The sequence below is a fragment of the Pantoea sp. RG18 genome (assembly GCF_025910075.1).
GTDB lineage: Bacteria > Pseudomonadota > Gammaproteobacteria > Enterobacterales > Enterobacteriaceae > Pantoea > Pantoea agglomerans.
Window position 1 is genome coordinate 220,754 of the sequence record NZ_JAPCIL010000006.1, and the last position, 16,451, is coordinate 237,204.

At 54.0% G+C, this 16,451-nt stretch carries 14 protein-coding genes; 6 read left to right on the top strand and 8 right to left on the bottom strand.

Annotated elements, in window-relative coordinates; all coding sequences use genetic code 11:
* Window positions 1–3: 3 nt before the first annotated feature.
* Entirely contained in the window at window positions 4–444 is a 441-nt protein-coding gene (locus OK409_RS07775) for a YccF domain-containing protein (RefSeq protein WP_010669786.1), read from the top strand.
* Window positions 428–2,587, top strand: a complete 2,160-nt coding sequence (yccS, locus tag OK409_RS07780) for a YccS family putative transporter (protein ID WP_031592830.1) — start codon at window positions 428–430, stop codon at window positions 2,585–2,587. The genes OK409_RS07775 and yccS overlap by 17 nt, the downstream gene beginning before the upstream one ends.
* On the opposite strand, the gene OK409_RS07785 is transcribed toward yccS, so the two are convergent.
* Window positions 2,584–3,213, bottom strand: a complete 630-nt coding sequence (locus tag OK409_RS07785; RefSeq protein ID WP_264366943.1) for a TfoX/Sxy family DNA transformation protein — start codon at window positions 3,211–3,213, stop codon at window positions 2,584–2,586. The genes yccS and OK409_RS07785 overlap by 4 nt on opposite strands.
* A 210-nt stretch (window positions 3,214–3,423) precedes the next feature.
* Between OK409_RS07785 and sulA the strand changes: the two genes are divergently transcribed.
* Window positions 3,424–3,915, top strand: a complete 492-nt coding sequence (gene sulA / locus OK409_RS07790) for an SOS-induced cell division inhibitor SulA (RefSeq protein WP_031592832.1) — start codon at window positions 3,424–3,426, stop codon at window positions 3,913–3,915.
* A 350-nt stretch (window positions 3,916–4,265) separates the two neighbouring features.
* Window positions 4,266–5,336, top strand: coding sequence for a porin OmpA (gene ompA / locus OK409_RS07795; protein ID WP_010255028.1), 1,071 nt, complete (start codon window positions 4,266–4,268; stop codon window positions 5,334–5,336).
* A gap of 95 nt (window positions 5,337–5,431) precedes the next feature.
* Here the strand turns inward: ompA and matP are convergent, their stop codons facing one another.
* Window positions 5,432–5,899, bottom strand: coding sequence for a macrodomain Ter protein MatP (matP, locus tag OK409_RS07800; protein WP_138919647.1), 468 nt, complete (start codon window positions 5,897–5,899; stop codon window positions 5,432–5,434).
* Window positions 5,900–5,952: 53 nt separating this feature from the next.
* On the opposite strand from matP, the gene OK409_RS07805 reads away from it, so the two are divergent.
* Both OK409_RS07805 and fabA read left to right on the top strand, forming a co-directional pair.
* Complete coding sequence (locus tag OK409_RS07805; protein WP_264366944.1) at window positions 5,953–7,821, top strand: Lon protease family protein; 1,869 nt, start codon at window positions 5,953–5,955, stop codon at window positions 7,819–7,821.
* Window positions 7,822–7,889: 68 nt separating this feature from the next.
* The gene (gene fabA, locus OK409_RS07810; protein ID WP_009091047.1) at window positions 7,890–8,408 is read left to right on the top strand and encodes a bifunctional 3-hydroxydecanoyl-ACP dehydratase/trans-2-decenoyl-ACP isomerase; all 519 of its coding nucleotides are present in this window, start codon (window positions 7,890–7,892) and stop codon (window positions 8,406–8,408) included.
* A gap of 68 nt (window positions 8,409–8,476) precedes the next feature.
* On the opposite strand, the gene rmf is transcribed toward fabA, so the two are convergent.
* From rmf to rlmKL, 6 genes are all read right to left on the bottom strand, one after another.
* On the bottom strand, window positions 8,477–8,644 hold the full coding sequence (gene rmf / locus OK409_RS07815) for a ribosome modulation factor (protein ID WP_008925875.1): 168 nt from the start codon (window positions 8,642–8,644) through the stop codon (window positions 8,477–8,479).
* Window positions 8,645–8,923: 279 nt separating this feature from the next.
* Window positions 8,924–9,493, bottom strand: a complete 570-nt coding sequence (gene pqiC, locus OK409_RS07820; protein ID WP_022625928.1) for a membrane integrity-associated transporter subunit PqiC — start codon at window positions 9,491–9,493, stop codon at window positions 8,924–8,926.
* Window positions 9,490–11,133 (bottom strand): intermembrane transport protein PqiB, encoded by a 1,644-nt coding sequence (gene pqiB, locus OK409_RS07825; RefSeq protein WP_010255015.1) that lies wholly within the window; start codon window positions 11,131–11,133, stop codon window positions 9,490–9,492. The genes pqiC and pqiB overlap by 4 nt, the downstream gene beginning before the upstream one ends.
* On the bottom strand, window positions 11,120–12,388 hold the full coding sequence (gene pqiA, locus OK409_RS07830) for a membrane integrity-associated transporter subunit PqiA (RefSeq protein ID WP_010669781.1): 1,269 nt from the start codon (window positions 12,386–12,388) through the stop codon (window positions 11,120–11,122). Before pqiA ends, pqiB begins: the two co-directional genes overlap by 14 nt.
* A 14-nt stretch (window positions 12,389–12,402) precedes the next feature.
* A complete protein-coding gene (locus OK409_RS07835) occupies window positions 12,403–14,319 on the bottom strand; it encodes an ABC transporter ATP-binding protein (protein ID WP_031592840.1) in 1,917 nt (638 codons plus the stop codon).
* A 6-nt stretch (window positions 14,320–14,325) separates the two neighbouring features.
* A complete protein-coding gene (gene rlmKL / locus OK409_RS07840) occupies window positions 14,326–16,440 on the bottom strand; it encodes a bifunctional 23S rRNA (guanine(2069)-N(7))-methyltransferase RlmK/23S rRNA (guanine(2445)-N(2))-methyltransferase RlmL (RefSeq protein ID WP_010669780.1) in 2,115 nt (704 codons plus the stop codon).
* Window positions 16,441–16,451 lie beyond the last annotated feature (11 nt).

A 16,451-nucleotide genomic window follows, 5' to 3' on the forward strand; every position in this document is an offset into this window, starting at 1 on the left:
ATCATGCGCACCGTTTTAAATATTCTTAATTTTGTTCTGGGCGGTTTTTTCACCACCCTGAGCTGGCTGTTTGCCACGTTAATCAGCATCGTGCTGATTTTTACCCTGCCGCTGACCCGCTCCTGCTGGGAAATCACCAAACTCTCGCTGCTGCCATTTGGCAACGAGGCGGTGCATGTTGATGTGCTGCGTCCGGAAAGTAAGAGTCATATTCTGAATACCGGCGGCACCTTTCTGAATATCTTCTGGCTGATTTTCTTTGGCTGGTGGCTCTGCCTTTCGCACATCTCCGTGGGGATTGTGCAGTGCATCAGTATCATCGGTATTCCGGTAGGGATTGCGAACTTTAAGATCGCCGCTATCGCGCTCTGGCCGGTTGGCCGCAGGGTGGTATCAGTGGAAGAGGCGCGCGCCGCGCGCGAAGCCAATGCCCGCCGCTATTAATATGATGTCGGATGCCGTGCCAGGCTGGCGCAAATATCTGTTTAACAGTACGTGGCGCTATCTGCTGCGGATCCTGTTTGCACTGAGTGGCTGCGCCGCCATTCCCTGGTGGCTGCATCAGATTGAGTGGACGATCCCTCTGACCCTGGGCGTGGTCGCTGCTGCGCTGGCCGATCTCGATGATCGCCTGGCCGGTCGCCTGAAGAATCTGCTGATTACCCTGCTCTGCTTCTGCATCGCCTCGGTTTCAGTCGAGTTACTGTTTCCCTATCCATTCGCCTTTATTATCGGGCTGGCAATCTCGACCTGGGGCTTTATTCTGCTGGGCGCTCTTGGCCAGCGCTATGCGACTATCGCCTTTGGTGCTCTGCTGATTGCGGTCTATACCATGCTCGGCATCGGACTGTTCAGCCAGTGGTATATGCAGCCGATGCTGCTGCTGGTCGGCGCGCTGTGGTACAACCTGCTGACATTACTGGGCCATCTGATGTTTCCGGTCCGGCCGGTGCAGGAGCAACTGGCCGGGAGTTTTTCACAACTGGCGCGTTACCTTGATGCCAAAGCGAATCTTTTTGATCCCGACGCGGGCGATCAGGATGATGCCGCGTTTATCGATGCGGCGATGGTCAACAGCCAGTTAGTGGCGCAACTTAATCTGACCAAGACCACACTGCAGAGTCGCCTGCGCGGCGATCGCGGGTCGCGCGGCACCCGCCGTAGTCTGCACTACTACTTTGTGGCGCAGGATATTCATGAACGGGCCAGCTCTTCCCATCTGCAATATCATCTGCTGCGGGGCGACTGGCGCTACAACGAAATTCTGTTTCGCTTTCAGCGCCTGCTGAATATGCAGGCTCAGGCCTGTCGCCAGCTGGCACATTGCATTCTGATGCGTCAAAGGTGGGTGCATGACAGCCGTTTTGAGCGTGCATTTGAACGATTACAGAAAGCGATAGAACGTCTGGAGCAGCATGATCCTGACGCTACGCATACCCGTGCTCTTTTCTGGCTGCTGCGCAACCTGCGCGCCATCGACGCACAGCTTGCTTCGATCGAATCAGAACAGACGCTGGCCGGTGAAGATCCTCAGCACAGTGACAATCTGCTGTCACGCGAAGGATTGAGTGGCTGGAGTGATATCCGGCTGCGCTTCAGCCGCCACCTCTCGCCCGCATCGGCGCTGTTCCGGCATGCGGTTCGGATGTCTGTGGTGCTCTGTATTGGATATGGTTTTATTCAGGTAACCGGACTGGAGCGGGGATACTGGATTTTGCTGACCAGCCTGTTTGTCTGCCAGCCTAACTACAATGCAACGCAGCGACGACTGGCCTTGCGCATCGGCGGAACACTGGCGGGGATTGCGATTGGTCTGCCCGTTTTATGGTTGGTGCCTTCGATTGAAGGTCAGTTAATCCTGATAGTGATTACCGGCGTCCTGTTCTTCGCTTTCAGGCAGGTGCAGTATGCACAGGCCACGCTGTTTATCACTCTGCTGGTGCTGCTCTGCTTTAACCTGCTGGGCGAAGGGTTTGAGGTTGCCCTGCCGCGGGTAGTGGATACCTTACTGGGCTGTGGCCTGGCCTGGCTGGCTGTCGCGTTTATCTGGCCTGACTGGCGCTTTCGTCAGTTACCTGCCGTGGCAGAACGAACGCTGAAAGCGAATTGCCGCTATCTGGACGCGATCATGGAGCAATATCATCAGGGCAAAGATAACCGTCTCGCCTATCGCATTGCACGGCGTGATGCGCATAACGCGGATGCTGAACTGGCGTCAGTGGTCTCAAACATGAGCAGTGAAAGTCGCACCAGCCAGAAGCTGCGCGATTCGGCTTTTCAGCTGCTTTGCTCCAACCATTCGTTTCTGAGTTACATTTCTGCGCTGGGCGCTCACCGCGATAAAATTACCGCACCCGAACTGCTGACATTGCTGGATGATACGGTTTGCTATGTGGAGGATGTGCTGCAGACGGAAGTTGTCAGCGATGAGCACGTAGAAACGATGCGCCATCAACTGGCTCAGCGAATCAGCCAGCTGGCCGCAGATGCGGATACGCGTGCGCCGCTGGTGCTCCAGCAACTCGGTCTGCTGGTGGCATTAATGCCCGATGTGGCTCGCCTGCGCCGCACGCTAATCACTGATTAGCCTTCGCCGTTTCTGAGATTGGGGTTTGATAAAAGCGTGCGCTGGAACCACGCATTCAGCTCCGCCCGTGTCGCCTGCGGCAGCGCAGCGGCATGGTGGCCCGTGATCGCCCCCTGCAGCGCAAGTAATGTCTGGAACCCAACGTGCTGGTTGATCGCTTTAAGCTTCAGCCAGCACTGTTTAGCCCCCATCTGGTAGAGATGATTGACGCTCATGACGCCCGCCTCGTACAGCATCATCTCCATACGTACGCTGAGATTTGGCAGATCTTTTAACCGCGGTGAGGATTGTCGGTCCTGCAACTCCAGCTGCGCCGTTTCTAAAGAGGCAGCAGAGAGCGCCAGCAGATGGTCAGGGTCGCGCCACAACGCCTCATCGACCCGAAAGTAATTGAGACTCACCAGCTTGCCCCGCTTGCGAAAAATCAGGGGTTGCAGCGGACGATCTGTAAGGTATTTCCGCAAAGGTTCACTGGCACGCAGATAGAGTTCGTCTTTATTAATTAAGGCAAAAACCACACTTTCTACAGCCAGGGCATAGCCTCCGAACTGGGTGCGCGACTCTATTGTTCCTAATGGGGCCAGGCGCGCTCTGGAGCGCTCTACAACCGGATTCACCTTTTTCATTGCACCACCTCCATGTAAGAAATATATCGTAAATTACCTTGGGTATCAGGTAATTAGAAGATAAAAAAAAGCGTCAACGGGTTCAATGAATAAATAGCGTTTCAACTAATCTTGTCGCGATTTTGCGAGGCGTTTTCAGAAATTTGGGTTGATCTTTATCCAGGATGACAGTACTGTATATTCATACAGTCCACTGCTGGTGATTAACTTATGCGAACACAACATCCTGATAATTCACGCTATGCTCATCATTATGCGTCCTCTTCCGTTCCGGCCTCTCAGGGCGGTGGAATTACTGAGTTACGCTACAGCGAACAGCCCGGTATGATGCAGATGTTGCTGTTGCCTTTATTGCAGCAGCTGAGTCAGCAATCACGCTGGCAGTTGTGGTTAACACCGGCATATAAACTGAATCGCACCTGGCTGCAGGAATCAGGATTACCACTGGATAAAAGTATGCATATCGCCGATTCTGAACGTCTGAATGCGGTTGAAGCGATGGTTAAAGCATTGCGTACAGGAAATTACAGTGTCGTTCTGGCATGGATTCCTTACGATCTTGACGAAGATGAACGACGTCAACTTGAAAATGCGGCGGCAGAGGGTGAAGCGTTAGGATTGATTTTGCGTGCAAGCGGGACATCAGAAGCGCCTCTCAGACCGCAAACTGCGATAAAAATTCAGTCGGATTTGTTTCATTAAGTAAAAATCAGAAGTTTCCCAAGCTATTTTTCTTATCTGTCGCAGCTAAACCACTGATTCTGTTAGTTCGAGCGTTGACAATGGTTTAGCAAGTTTTTAGGGCTTTTTGCCGCGGCAATAAGACCAGCCTAATTGTTAGAAATTGTGTATAAATCGCTGTTTTTTTACATAAGCGCCTCACATCATACTTGTAAGTTTCCAATCTCGTTGTAGACTTTAGCTCGCCAGGGTGCTCAATAACCTCCGTTTTTTGCGGTAGAGTCATAAGCGAGCGTTTTGACCCGGCGAAGGATTTAAACCAAGAGCAACCTTTTTGCTCATTGCCTATTTGGATGATAACGAGGCGCAAAATGAAAAAGACAGCTATCGCAATTGCAGTGGCACTGGCTGGCTTCGCTACCGTAGCGCAGGCCGCTCCGAAAGATGACACCTGGTACACCGGTGCTAAACTGGGCTGGTCTCAGTATCACGACACTGGTTACTACGGTAACGGTTACGAAAACAATGACGGTCCAACTCATGAAAGCCAGCTGGGTGCAGGTGCATTCGTTGGTTACCAGGCAAATCCATACCTGGGCTTCGAGCTGGGCTATGACTGGCTGGGTCGCATGCCTAACAAAGGCAACGTGACTAACGGCGCATTCAAAGCACAGGGCGTTCAGCTGGCTGCTAAACTGAGCTACCCAATCTATGACGATCTGGACGTGTATACTCGTCTGGGCGGCATGGTATGGCGTGCAGACTCAACGCAGACTAACCCAACTACTGGCCGCATCAGCGACCACGACACCGGCGTATCTCCGCTGGCTGCTGTTGGTGTTGAATATGCGCTGACCAAAAACTGGGCTACCCGTCTGGATTACCAGTGGGTTAACAACATCGGTGATGCACAGACCGTTGGTACTCGTCCAGACAACGGCATGCTGAGCGTAGGCGTTTCATACCGCTTCGGTCAGGATGACGTCGCTGCTCCGGCGCCAGCTCCGGCTCCAGCACCAGCTCCAGTTGTTGAAACCAAGCGTTTCACTCTGAAGTCTGACGTTCTGTTCACCTTCAACAAATCTACCCTGAAGCCAGAAGGCCAGCAGGCTCTGGATCAGCTGTACAGCCAGCTGAGCTCAATGGATCCTAAAGATGGTTCCGTTGTCGTACTGGGCTTCACCGATCGCATCGGTTCAGAGCAGTACAACCAGAAACTGTCTGAGAAACGTGCTCAGTCAGTCGTAGATTACCTGGTATCTAAAGGTATTCCTTCTAACAAGATCTCTGCACGTGGCATGGGTGAATCTAACCCAGTTACCGGCAACACCTGTGACAGCGTGAAAGGCCGTAATGCCCTGATCGACTGCCTGGCGCCGGACCGTCGTGTAGAAATCGACGTTAAAGGTATCAAAGACGTTGTAACTCAGCCACAGGCTTAAGTTTATACGTAATAAAAAACCCCGCTAAGGCGGGGTTTTTTTATGCCGGTAATAAAACCGGACTGAGAGATGAAGGCTCTGATTGCCCTGCCCGATTATTCGCTCTCTGAACCGGAGTTACCCAGAATCGCCTGCAAATCCTGCTTCAGGCTCGACATCTGAGTGGCATATTTCTCTTTACGTTCTGCATCTTCTATCAGCTGAACAATCGTTTCAGAGAGCGTGCAGCCGCGCCGCTGTGCCAGACCTGCCAGTCGCTGCCAGACCAGATATTCCAGGTCTATCGATTTTTTTCGCGTATGCTGATGTTCAGCGTTGAAATGGCGTTTTCGTCGGGCACGGATGGTCTGCTTCAGTCGGTTATCCAGATCAGCGTGAATATGTTCTGCGATCCATTCATTCACTGTAACCGGATTATTTTCCATTGCCAGCAGCTTATCCACTGCTGCCTGCGCCGCGCTTAACTCAAGGTGACGCGTGATCAGTTCACCTTCCCGATGTTTTTTCACCAGGTATTTCCACTTCCATCCACATTCAAGATTTTCGAGTTGCTGGTATTTCATCGGAATCTCATCGTGATCACGTAACGAACTAAGAATAACAGCTTTTTTCCCGGATGCAGCAACGAAAAACATGCTGTCACCATCACATCTTCAACAGGAAGTCTGCAGTGCTTAACAAGGGTGAATCCTGTATAATCTCGCTTTTCTTAAAACAGACAAATGCGATTATTTTGACCAGCACTCAACTTACGTGGCAGACCTTACAGCCAGATAGCGCGCAATACCAATCCGTTTTCTCCCGAATTGCTGATGAAGAAACTGATGCTCTGGCAACGGTACAGCCCCGGTTGCTGAATGCACTGGCGCATTTACACCATCAGACGCAGGGTTTCCCGTTACTGCTGGTTCGTAGCCAGGAGAATCGCGATTATCTGACATTCATTGCCCAGGCCGCAGAGCGGGTTATGGCCGACAGTACCACTCTATTCGGCGGTGATTACCATATCATGGCCGACAACGTCACGCTCCAGCCCCCCTCCGATCCTCAACGCCCATTCACCAGTCAGGGTGGTATTCACTTTGCTGAATGGACTGAGATGGAGCAGTTGTTTGGCTGCGTGCGCCAGTATAAAGATCGCATCCAGCTGGAACCGGGCCTGATCCATCGTGCTAATGGCGGCACGCTGCTGCTTTCACTGCGTAGCCTGATGACGCAACCGATTCTCTGGTTACGCCTGAAAAAGTGTATTGAGCAGGGCTATGTTGAGTGGACATCTCAGGATGAACGCCGGCCGCTGCCAGTCTCGATTCCTCCCTTGCCCCTCAATCTGAAACTGGTCCTGTGTGGCGATCGGGAAGCGCTGGCAGAATTTCAGGAGCTGGATCCCGAAGCTCACGAAATGGCCATCTATACTGAATTTGAAGAGAATATTCAGATTCTGGATGAAGATGACATGCTTGCCTGGTGTCGCTGGAACATCGAACTGGCGCAACAGGCGGGGCTGCCCCAGCCGGAAGCGGACTTCTGGCCAGAACTGATTAAAGAAGGCGTCCGCTACAGCGGCGATCAGGAGACGCTGCCACTCTGCCCCCGCTGGCTACAACGCCAGATGCGCGAATCGGCCCTGATGGGCGATGAACTGAACGCTGAAGCGCTGCGTGATGCGCTGGAAGCGCGTTTGTGGCGCGAGAATTATCTCAATGAGCGGATGCGTGACGAGATCCTGCTGCGACAGATTCTGATTGAAACCGAAGGCGAAGTGGTTGGTCAGATTAATGGCCTGTCGGTCGTTGAATATCCTGGCCATCCCCGTGCCTGGGGCGATCCCTCGCGTATTACCTGCGTGGTACATCCCGGCGATGGTGAATTCATGGATATCGAGCGTAAAGCGGAGCTGGGCGGTAATATTCATGCCAAAGGCATGATGATTATGCAGGCTTACCTGATTGCCGAACTGGAACTCGATCAGCAACTGCCCTTCTCGGCCTCAATGGTCTTTGAGCAATCTTACTCCGAGGTGGATGGTGACAGTGCTTCACTGGCTGAACTCTGTGCCTTAATCAGCGCGCTGGCTAATCAGCCCATCAATCAGCAAATTGCGGTGACCGGCTCGGTTGATCAGTTCGGCAACGTACAACCGGTGGGCGGACTGAATGAGAAAATCGAAGGCTTCTTTGATATCTGCCATCAGCGAGAACTGACAGGTCAGCAGGGCGTGATTATTCCCGCCAGCAATGTCCGTCATCTCAGCCTCAGCCAGACGGTTGTCAGTGCGGTTGAACAGGGTCATTTCCATATCTGGGCAATTGACCGTGCCGATGAAGCGCTACCGCTGCTGACCGGTAAAATCTGGAGTACCGAGGATGGCCTGGGCGATTGCCTGCTGAATACCATCCAGGAACGCATTAGCCTGTTCAACCAGCCGGACGGTCCGCAACGTCCCTGGGCGCTGCGCTGGCTTAACTGGTTCAACCACCGTTAATCCGATTTGCTCAGCGTACAACTGTTCGCTAATATTCGTGATTCACTAAAACAAGGCTTATTGAAAACATGGTAGATAAACGCGAATCCTATACCAAAGAAGATCTGATTCTGTCAGGTCGTGGTGAACTGTTTGGCGAAAATGGTCCGCCGCTTCCATCCGGCAACATGCTGATGATGGACCGCGTGGTCAAAATGACCGAAGACGGCGGCAAATATGACAAAGGCTTTGTTGAAGCGGAGCTGGATATCAATCCTGATCTCTGGTTCTTCGGCTGTCACTTTATTGGCGATCCGGTGATGCCGGGTTGTCTGGGCCTTGATGCCATGTGGCAGCTGGTTGGTTTCTATCTGGGCTGGCTGGGCGGCGAAGGTAAAGGTCGTGCGCTGGGCGTGGGTGAAGTGAAATTCACCGGTCAGGTCCTGCCAGATGCGAAGAAAGTGACTTACCGCATTCACTTCAAACGCGTTATTAACCGCAAACTGGTTATGGGCGTGGCAGATGGTGAAGTGCTGGTTGACGGTAATCTGATCTATACCGCCAGCGATCTTAAAGTCGGCCTGTTTAAAGATACCGCCGCTTTCTAAGTGTTTCCCCCGGAAACAAAAACCTCCGCGCATGGCGGAGGTTATATTCCCTTTTCAGTGACATCCGGTTATGCAGCTACCGACCTGTCCTCCATGGCTTGTCGCCAACCTCCCAACCAGTGAGACTTAGCGTCAATCAACTGATACGGACACATCTCTTTTGAGCGTCCAGTAATGCCTGCCTGATAACCACGTGAATGGGCGCGTTCGAGGCGGTCTCGTTTCTGTCTCTTCATACTCCGTGTCCCTCATGTAAGGTCTGTGGAATCTGGTGGAAAGAAAAGTGGTGAATTAATGTTCAACCACCCTTATGTTCTACCTCCTGCGCACCCAAAGATCAATGCCCAATCTTCATGCCAGTGTCATAAATGTGACCTTAATCGGTAAAAATAATGACGTTCTGTGATGCATGCAACAACACTATCTTTCTGATTAAGCTAATAAAAAAGCCCCTGATCCCTGTCGGGAAAGCACGACAATCGGTCAGGGGCTTAGCTTATTTATTCACATCAATCTTAATTTAACGCAACCACACTATTGGCAATCTTCTGTGCTGTCTGTTGCCAGCCCGCCGCCAGGGTTCTGACCATCGCATCGTAGCCATCTTCGGTCTGCGGCAGTACCAGGTTAAACGCCTGCTTGGTCAGCCGGCCCTGATGTTCCAGCGTCCATTCGCCACTGACGACTGCTTTGCCATCATAGCGCCCCTGGAAGCCTGTTACGGTCACATTCAGCGTATCGTGCTGCGCGCCTAAAGGTGAACCTGCGACCAGCCGGCCTGGCAGCGCCTTGCTCAGGTTAGTGATCAATGTCTGCTGCAACTGCTGATCGAGCGGGCTGGCCCAGAGATTATTCGCGGCGATAACGTATTTGACATCGCTGGTCTGATAAACCAGTCCGTTGCCTGCCAGATAGTCCGGCACCGTCACCTGCTGCACCCATAACATCGGTTGCGCTTCATTCAGCTGGCTGCTGCTGACCTGCATGGAAGCTGCCCCGGAGGGCAGCTGATACCAGGTATTGTCAACGCTGCTACTGCACGCACTCAACACCAGCGCGGCACAAAGTATCAATCCTTTATTCACTGTTTCGCCCTCTTCGGCTGGGGATCCTGTCCCGGTTTTGCCTCAAATACCAGCGCATTGCTCTTGGTGTTAAGCGTTCTTAACACCGGCTGGAGTTCACGCAGAACCTTATCCAGGCGCTGCATATCCCCCACCAGCTTGCTGTAGGCTGGTGAACCTGGCTGCAGGCCTTTCATGCTGCGGTTCAGCTCGCGCAATGTCTGCTGCAGGTCTTCCGGCAGGGTTTTCATAGCCGGACTGGCGGTGACTTTGTTGATGTTGTCGATGGTGCGCTGCAGATCACGCATCGTTTTCTGGCTCTCTTTCAGCGTGCCTGTCGCTTCATTGACCATACCGTTCAGTGGCAGACTGTTGATCTTATCCAGCGCCGCCATCAGCTTCTGCTGAATCTGGCTCAGGCCACCGCTGACCGTTGGGATAACTTCATAGCCAGAGACTTTCTGCGGACCTTTGTAAGGCGGTGCATTGTCATAGAAGTCGAGATCGACATAGAGCGCACCCGACAACAGACTGCCGGTTTTCAGCGTCGCACGCAGGCCACGTTTTTTACCATCCTGCAGATGCTGTTGCAGATCGAAGTTCTCACCCAGTCGGCTGATAAAGCGATCCGGCTCAATGCGAATCAGCACCGGCACACGGTAATCATTGTTCAGCGCCTGGTCCAGACCGGCTTTCATCAATGGCGCTTCTGAGACGGTACCCAGGCGAATGCCGCGGAACTCAACCGGCGCCCCCGCCTGCAGACCACGGATGGAGTCGGTGAAGAACATCAGGTAATCAATATGGTTGGTGTAGAGCGAGTCCTGAATGCTGCGCTGATCGTCAAACAGATGATAGTCAGACTTATTCTGCGCAGGCTGACCCAGCTCCCAGCCATCCGGCACGTCAAAACTGACGCCGCCGCTGAACAGCGTGGTCAGCGATCCCATTTCCACCCGCATTCCTGAAGCGGACATATCCACGGCGATGCCGCTATCCTTCCAGAAGCGAACGTTGGTTGTAATCAGGCGATCGTAAGGCGCAGCGACAAACAGCTGATAGGTCATCATGCGTTTTTCGGTATCAAAAGCACTGGTCTCGACCGTACCGACGCGATAGCCACGGAACAGCACCGGATCCCCCGGATTGAGCTGGCCCGCTTTCTTGCTGTCCAGCACGATGCGAATCCCTTTGGCATCCGGTGGCGCTAACGGCGGCGCATCCAGCAGCTTAAACTGCTCGGGTGCCTGGCTTTTAGTGCCCGGCTGTAATTCGATATAGGCACCGGATAACAGAGTACCGAGACCGCTGATCCCTTCGCGACCCACCTGCGGTTTCACCACCCAGAAAACGCTGTCGCTGTGCAGCAGTTTTTCCATGCCTGAATTCAGGCGCGCTTTGATTTCCACATGGTGAAGATCGTCGCTTAACACCGCGCTTTCCACCACACCGACATCCACACTGCGGCTTTTAATCGTGGTTTTACCCGCAACAATGCCTTCGGCGTTTTCGGTGATGAGGGTGACTTCCGGCCCCTGATGGCTGAAGTGATAAAAGAGGATCCATCCGCCGATTAACAGCGTAACGATGGGGACAATCCAGACCGGCGACCAGCGCTTAATCTGTTCCACCTTTGCATGGCCGTGATTAGTTTCCGTCAAGGCGCGACTCCTTCATATTGTTTTCGCGTACACGATCCCAGGTTAATCGCGGGTCAAAGGTCATGGCAGCAATCATGGTGATAATCACCACCATTGCAAACAATACTGCCCCCCACGCCGGATAAACATTCATTAATTGCCCCATGCGCACCAGCGCAGAGAGCACGGCAATAACAAACACGTCGATCATTGACCAGCGGCCTACAAATTCGACCACTTCATAAATTTTGTGCATCCTGTGGCTGTCACGCTGTCCGCGTCCGCTGGCATCCCAGCAAAGCCAGCCAATCGCCAGCATTTTCAGCGTAGGCACCATGATACTGGCGATAAAGATCACCAACGCCACCGGATAGGAGCCATCACCCCACAGCACAATCACCCCCGCCATGATATTGGAGGGATAGGCAGTGCCGAGGGTTTCCGTCACCATGATCGGCAACAGGTTGGCCGGGATATAAAGCAGTATTGAGGTGAACAACAGCGCCAGCGTCCACTGCAGGCTGTGCTTACGCCGTGCCTCGGCCGTGACGCCGCAGCGGGGACACTTATGCTCTGCTTCCGGCAGAATGGCCGTACAGCAGGGACAGGAGCGCAGACCCTGCTCTAAACCACTGATGCCCACTTCGGGCGGATGGGGCAGCGCAGGTCGGGGTGACAGACTGTCCCACAAGCCGCGTCGATCAACGCACTGAAAGGCCCGCAACTGCAGCAGACAGAACAGAACCCACGGCCAGAAACTGGTCTCAAGGCCGATCTCGCCATAGGCCATCAGCTTGACGAAACTGACCAGCACGCCCGCCATAAAGATTTCTGCCATGCCCCAGTTACGTAGCTGAAACAGAATACGTGCCAGACCAGTTTTGAGTCCAGTCGGCAACGGGACCCGATTGACCAGCAGGATAATGGTGATCATGCAGAAGGCCGGAACCGCCTGCACGAAGAGAAGGAACAGCGTCGCCAGACTGCTGTAATCTTCCGTCACCATCACCTGAGGTATCTGCGCCAGCGTGATCTGGCTGGTCAGCCCTGCCACCTTCATTGAGACAAAAGGAAACAGATTCGCCAGCAGCAGCATAAACAGCGCTGCCAGCGCATAGCCCGTTGGCCGTTTACGCGGTTCGTGCCAGTTGGCCGTCAGGGAGGTGTGGCAGCGCGGGCATGACGCACGGCTGCCAACGGGAATGTCCGGCAGCTTAATCATTAAATCGCATTGTGGACAGAGCATCCACGCGTTACTTTTCACTGCTGAACACATCCGTTAACCCTGCCCTACGCGCCGTTTTTCAGTGACTCTAGCTCTTCCCAGCGCGCAAAAGCGGTTTCCAGCTCCTGCTCAGTCTGAGCCAGATTATCCAGCACCGGTTGCGTCTGATCGTGTGCCTGGCTGAAGAAGTCGGGATGACTCATCTTCGCCTGCAGTTCTCCGATACGCGCTTCCAACTGCTCCAGTTTTTGCGGCAGCTGTTCCAGCTCACGCGCCAGATTGTAGCTGAGTTTATTCACGCTACGCTTCGCATCACCCTTCTCGGCTGCAGGCTTAGAGGCGTTGCCCGTCGCTTTCGCCGGTGCTGCTGCCTTGTGCTGCCGGTAGGCGGCGCGCTGCTGCTGAGCATCGTGATAACCGCCAACAAAGGTGCCAATCTCACCGTTGCCTTCAAAAATCCAGCACTCGGTAACAGTATTATCGACGAACTGACGATCGTGGCTCACCAGTAACACGGTGCCCTGATAACCATCAATCAGCTCTTCCAGCAGTTCCAGCGTTTCGACGTCGAGGTCGTTAGTCGGTTCATCCAGAATCATCAGGTTGCTGGGACGCAGGAACAGGCGCGCCAGCAGCAGACGGTTACGTTCACCGCCCGAAAGGGCACGCACCGGCGTCATGGCACGTTTTGGATGAAACAGGAAGTCCTGCAGATAGCCCAGTACGTGGCGCGGTTTGCCGTTGACCAGTACTTCCTGCTTGCCTTCGGCCAGGTTGTCCATCACGGTGCGATCCGGATCCAGTTCAGCGCGATGCTGGTCAAAGTAGGCGACTTCCAGCTTGGTGCCGGAATGCACACGACCATGGTCAGCTTTCAGCTGCTGCAGCATCAGGCGTAGTAAGGTAGTTTTCCCGCAGCCATTTGGTCCGATCAGCGCAATTTTGTCGCCACGCTGCACCTGGGTTGAGAAGTCCTTCACCAGCACTTTGCCATCGACCGCGTAGTCGACATTTTCCAGCTCAAAGACAATCTTGCCGGAACGGGACGCTTCGCCCACCTGCATGTTGGCTTTGCCCATCACTTCGCGGCGTTCTGAATGTTCACGACGCAGCGCTTTCAGCGCACGCACACGGCCTTCGTTGCGGGTACGACGAGCTTTGATGCCCTGACGGATCCACACCTCTTCCTGCGCCAGTTTGCGGTCGAATTCGGCGTTCTGCATCTCTTCAACGCGCAACGCTTCCTCTTTGCCTTCCAGATAGAGATCGTAGTTGCCTGGCCAGGAGACCAGCTTGCCACGGTCCAGATCGACAATGCGCGTCGCCATGTTGCGGATAAACGAACGGTCATGGGAAATAAAGATGATGCTGCCGGTGAAGTTCTTCAGGAACGTTTCCAGCCAGTCGATGGTTTCGATATCGAGGTGGTTGGTTGGCTCATCCAGCATCAGGACGCGCGGGTTACTCACCAGCGCACGGCCCAGCGCCGCTTTACGCAGCCAGCCGCCCGAGAGCGACGACAGCTCGGTATCGGGCTGCAGACCAATCTGCTCCAGCACGTCATGGATGCGGCTCTCCAGCTGCCACAGATTCTGGTGGTCGAGAATGCTCTGCAGACGCGCCATCTCATTGAGGTTTTTATCGCTGGGGTCTTCCATCACCACATGGGAAATGGCGTGATAGGCTTTCAGATGCTCAGCCTGCTCTTCAACGCCCTCGGCCACGAAGTCATACACCGAACCGGTAATATTGCGCGGCGGATCCTGTTGCAGACGCGCCACGACCAGATCGGTTTCATAAATAATGCGGCCATCATCCAGTGGCTGTTCGCCATTGATGATTTTCATCAGCGTGGATTTACCCGCACCGTTACGGCCCACCAGACAGACGCGTTCGTTCTCTTCGATGTGCAGTTCGGTATTGTCTAACAGCGGCGCATCGCTGAAGGAGAGATAAGCGCCGTGGATACTGATTAATGACATGTAAGCTTATTCCTTACCGGCGTGAGTGATCAGCCAGCAGTTGTGAATTTGACGGTTACGCGCGAAGTCCTGCGACTGCGTTTTCTGGGTAATATCCTGCGCCTGCAGGCCCAGTGATTTCAGGCCATCCATGTCCATTTTGAAACCGCGTTTGTTATTGGAGAACATGATGGTGCCGCCGCGACGCAGCAGGCGCTTCAGGTTACGCATCAGCATCATATGATCGCGCTGAACGTCGAAGCTCTCTTCCATACGTTTTGAGTTGGAGAACGTTGGCGGATCGATAAAGATCAGGTCAAAGTTCTCGTCACTCTCATTCAGCCAGCTCAGGCAGTCCGCCTGCATCAGACGATGCTGACGCCCGGTCAGTCCGTTGAGACGCAGGTTGCGCTCCGCCCACTCCAGATAGGTACGCGACATATCTACCGTAGTGGTTGAACGCGCGCCACCCAGACCGGCATGCACACTGGCGGTACCGGTATAGGCAAACAGGTTCAGGAAATCTTTGCCCTGACTCATCTGGCCCAGCATTTTACGGGCAATGCGGTGATCGAGGAACAGGCCGGTATCGAGATAGTCGGTCAGATTCACCCAGAAACGCGCATTAAACTCTTTAACTTCGAAATAGTCGCCCTTCTCGCTGAGCTTCTGATACTGCGCTTTGCCTTTCTGGCGTTCACGCGTTTTCATAATCAGACGGTCGGCAGGCAGTTGCAGCACGCTCAGCGTTGCGCTGATGACATCGAACAGACGCTGACGCGCTTTATCAGGATCGATGGTTTTCGGTGGCGCGTACTCCTGGATAATCACCCAGTCGCCATAGCGATCGACAGCAACGTTGTAGTCTGGCAGATCGGCATCATAAATACGGTAGCATTCAATGCCTTCCTGACGCGCCCACTTCTCCAGTTTCTTCACGTTTTTACGCAGGCGGTTAGCGTAATCTTCCGCAATCTGTCCGGCGCTTTCATGACTGTTAACTGCCAGCTTATAGTTTTTCTGCACGCAATCCAGCGGACCGTTCTTCGCTTTAAACTGGCGATCGGCACGCAGCTGCAGGCAGCTCAGCAGTTCTGGCGAGGCGCTGAACAGCGATAGGTTCCAGCCGCCAAAATGCTGCTTCATCAGACGTCCGAGCTGGCTGTGCAGCGCAATCAGGGCTGGCTCGCTCTCCAGACGTTCACCGTAAGGAGGATTACTCAGCACCGTACCGTGAACCGCCGGGTCAACCGGATTAGTCAGCTTCAGCAGATCCTGCTGGCCGAAGGTGAAAAGTTCAAAGACGCCAGCGCGGCGGGCATTCGCCTGCGCCCACTCCAGCACCCGACCATTATTGTCGTAGCCAAAGAAGCGCGCCTGAGTGGCAGCCGTACCAGTGCGGGCACGGTTCTGCGCCTCAGTTTTAACCTCCTGCCACAACGCAGCGTTAAACTGGCTCCAGGCGGTGAAGCCCCAGTGCTTGCGCAGCAGGCCAGGCGCACGATCGCAGGCAATCAGTGCGGCTTCAATCAGCAGCGTACCGGAACCACACATCGGATCGATCAGCGGTGTCGTCGGCTCCCAGCCAGAACGCAGCACGATGGCCGCCGCCAGGGTCTCTTTTAACGGCGCCTGACCGGTCTGCTGGCGATAACCACGCTGATGCAGCGAGCTGCCGCTGAGATCCAGTGCAATGCTGGCGCGATCGTCATTCAGCCAGACGTTGACACGGATATCTGCCTGTTCACGATCGACGTTAGGTCGTTCGAGATTCTGACGGGTAAAGCTGTCCACGATGGCATCTTTAACTTTCAGCGCACCAAACTGGCTGTTACGAATCGAATCGTTGGTACCGCTGAAATGCACAACAAAGGTTTTGTCACTGCCGAACATCGTCGGCCAGTCCACGCTCTGCACGCCCAGATAGAGATCCAGATCGCTGTAGACGCCAAACTCTCCCAGCGGCAACAGGATGCGTGATGCTAAACGACTCCACATCAGGCTTTGGTACATAGTGCGATCGTCGGCTTCGTAGTGAACGCCTCCCTGCACCACTTGCAAATCCTGCGCGCCCAGCGCGTCCAGCTCACTTTTTAACAGCTCTTCGAGCCCACGCGCCGTGCTGGCAAACAGAGAATTCATATCGTCACTTT

Excerpts from the sequence above, each read along its gene's own strand:
- pqiA (WP_010669781.1), bottom strand. The coding sequence starts at position 12,388 with ATGTGTTCAGCAGTGAAAAGTAACGCGTGGATGCTCTGTCCACAATGC.
- rlmKL (WP_010669780.1), bottom strand. The coding sequence starts at position 16,440 with ATGAATTCTCTGTTTGCCAGCACGGCGCGTGGGCTCGAAGAGCTGTTA.
- yccS (WP_031592830.1), top strand. The coding sequence starts at position 428 with ATGCCCGCCGCTATTAATATGATGTCGGATGCCGTGCCAGGCTGGCGC.
- OK409_RS07835 (WP_031592840.1), bottom strand. The coding sequence starts at position 14,319 with ATGTCATTAATCAGTATCCACGGCGCTTATCTCTCCTTCAGCGATGCG.
- matP (WP_138919647.1), bottom strand. The coding sequence starts at position 5,899 with ATGAAATACCAGCAACTCGAAAATCTTGAATGTGGATGGAAGTGGAAA.
- ompA (WP_010255028.1), top strand. The coding sequence starts at position 4,266 with ATGAAAAAGACAGCTATCGCAATTGCAGTGGCACTGGCTGGCTTCGCT.
- sulA (WP_031592832.1), top strand. The coding sequence starts at position 3,424 with ATGCGAACACAACATCCTGATAATTCACGCTATGCTCATCATTATGCG.
- OK409_RS07805 (WP_264366944.1), top strand. The coding sequence starts at position 5,953 with ATGCAGCAACGAAAAACATGCTGTCACCATCACATCTTCAACAGGAAG.
- fabA (WP_009091047.1), top strand. The coding sequence starts at position 7,890 with ATGGTAGATAAACGCGAATCCTATACCAAAGAAGATCTGATTCTGTCA.
- rmf (WP_008925875.1), bottom strand. The coding sequence starts at position 8,644 with ATGAAGAGACAGAAACGAGACCGCCTCGAACGCGCCCATTCACGTGGT.
- OK409_RS07775 (WP_010669786.1), top strand. The coding sequence starts at position 4 with ATGCGCACCGTTTTAAATATTCTTAATTTTGTTCTGGGCGGTTTTTTC.
- OK409_RS07785 (WP_264366943.1), bottom strand. The coding sequence starts at position 3,213 with ATGAAAAAGGTGAATCCGGTTGTAGAGCGCTCCAGAGCGCGCCTGGCC.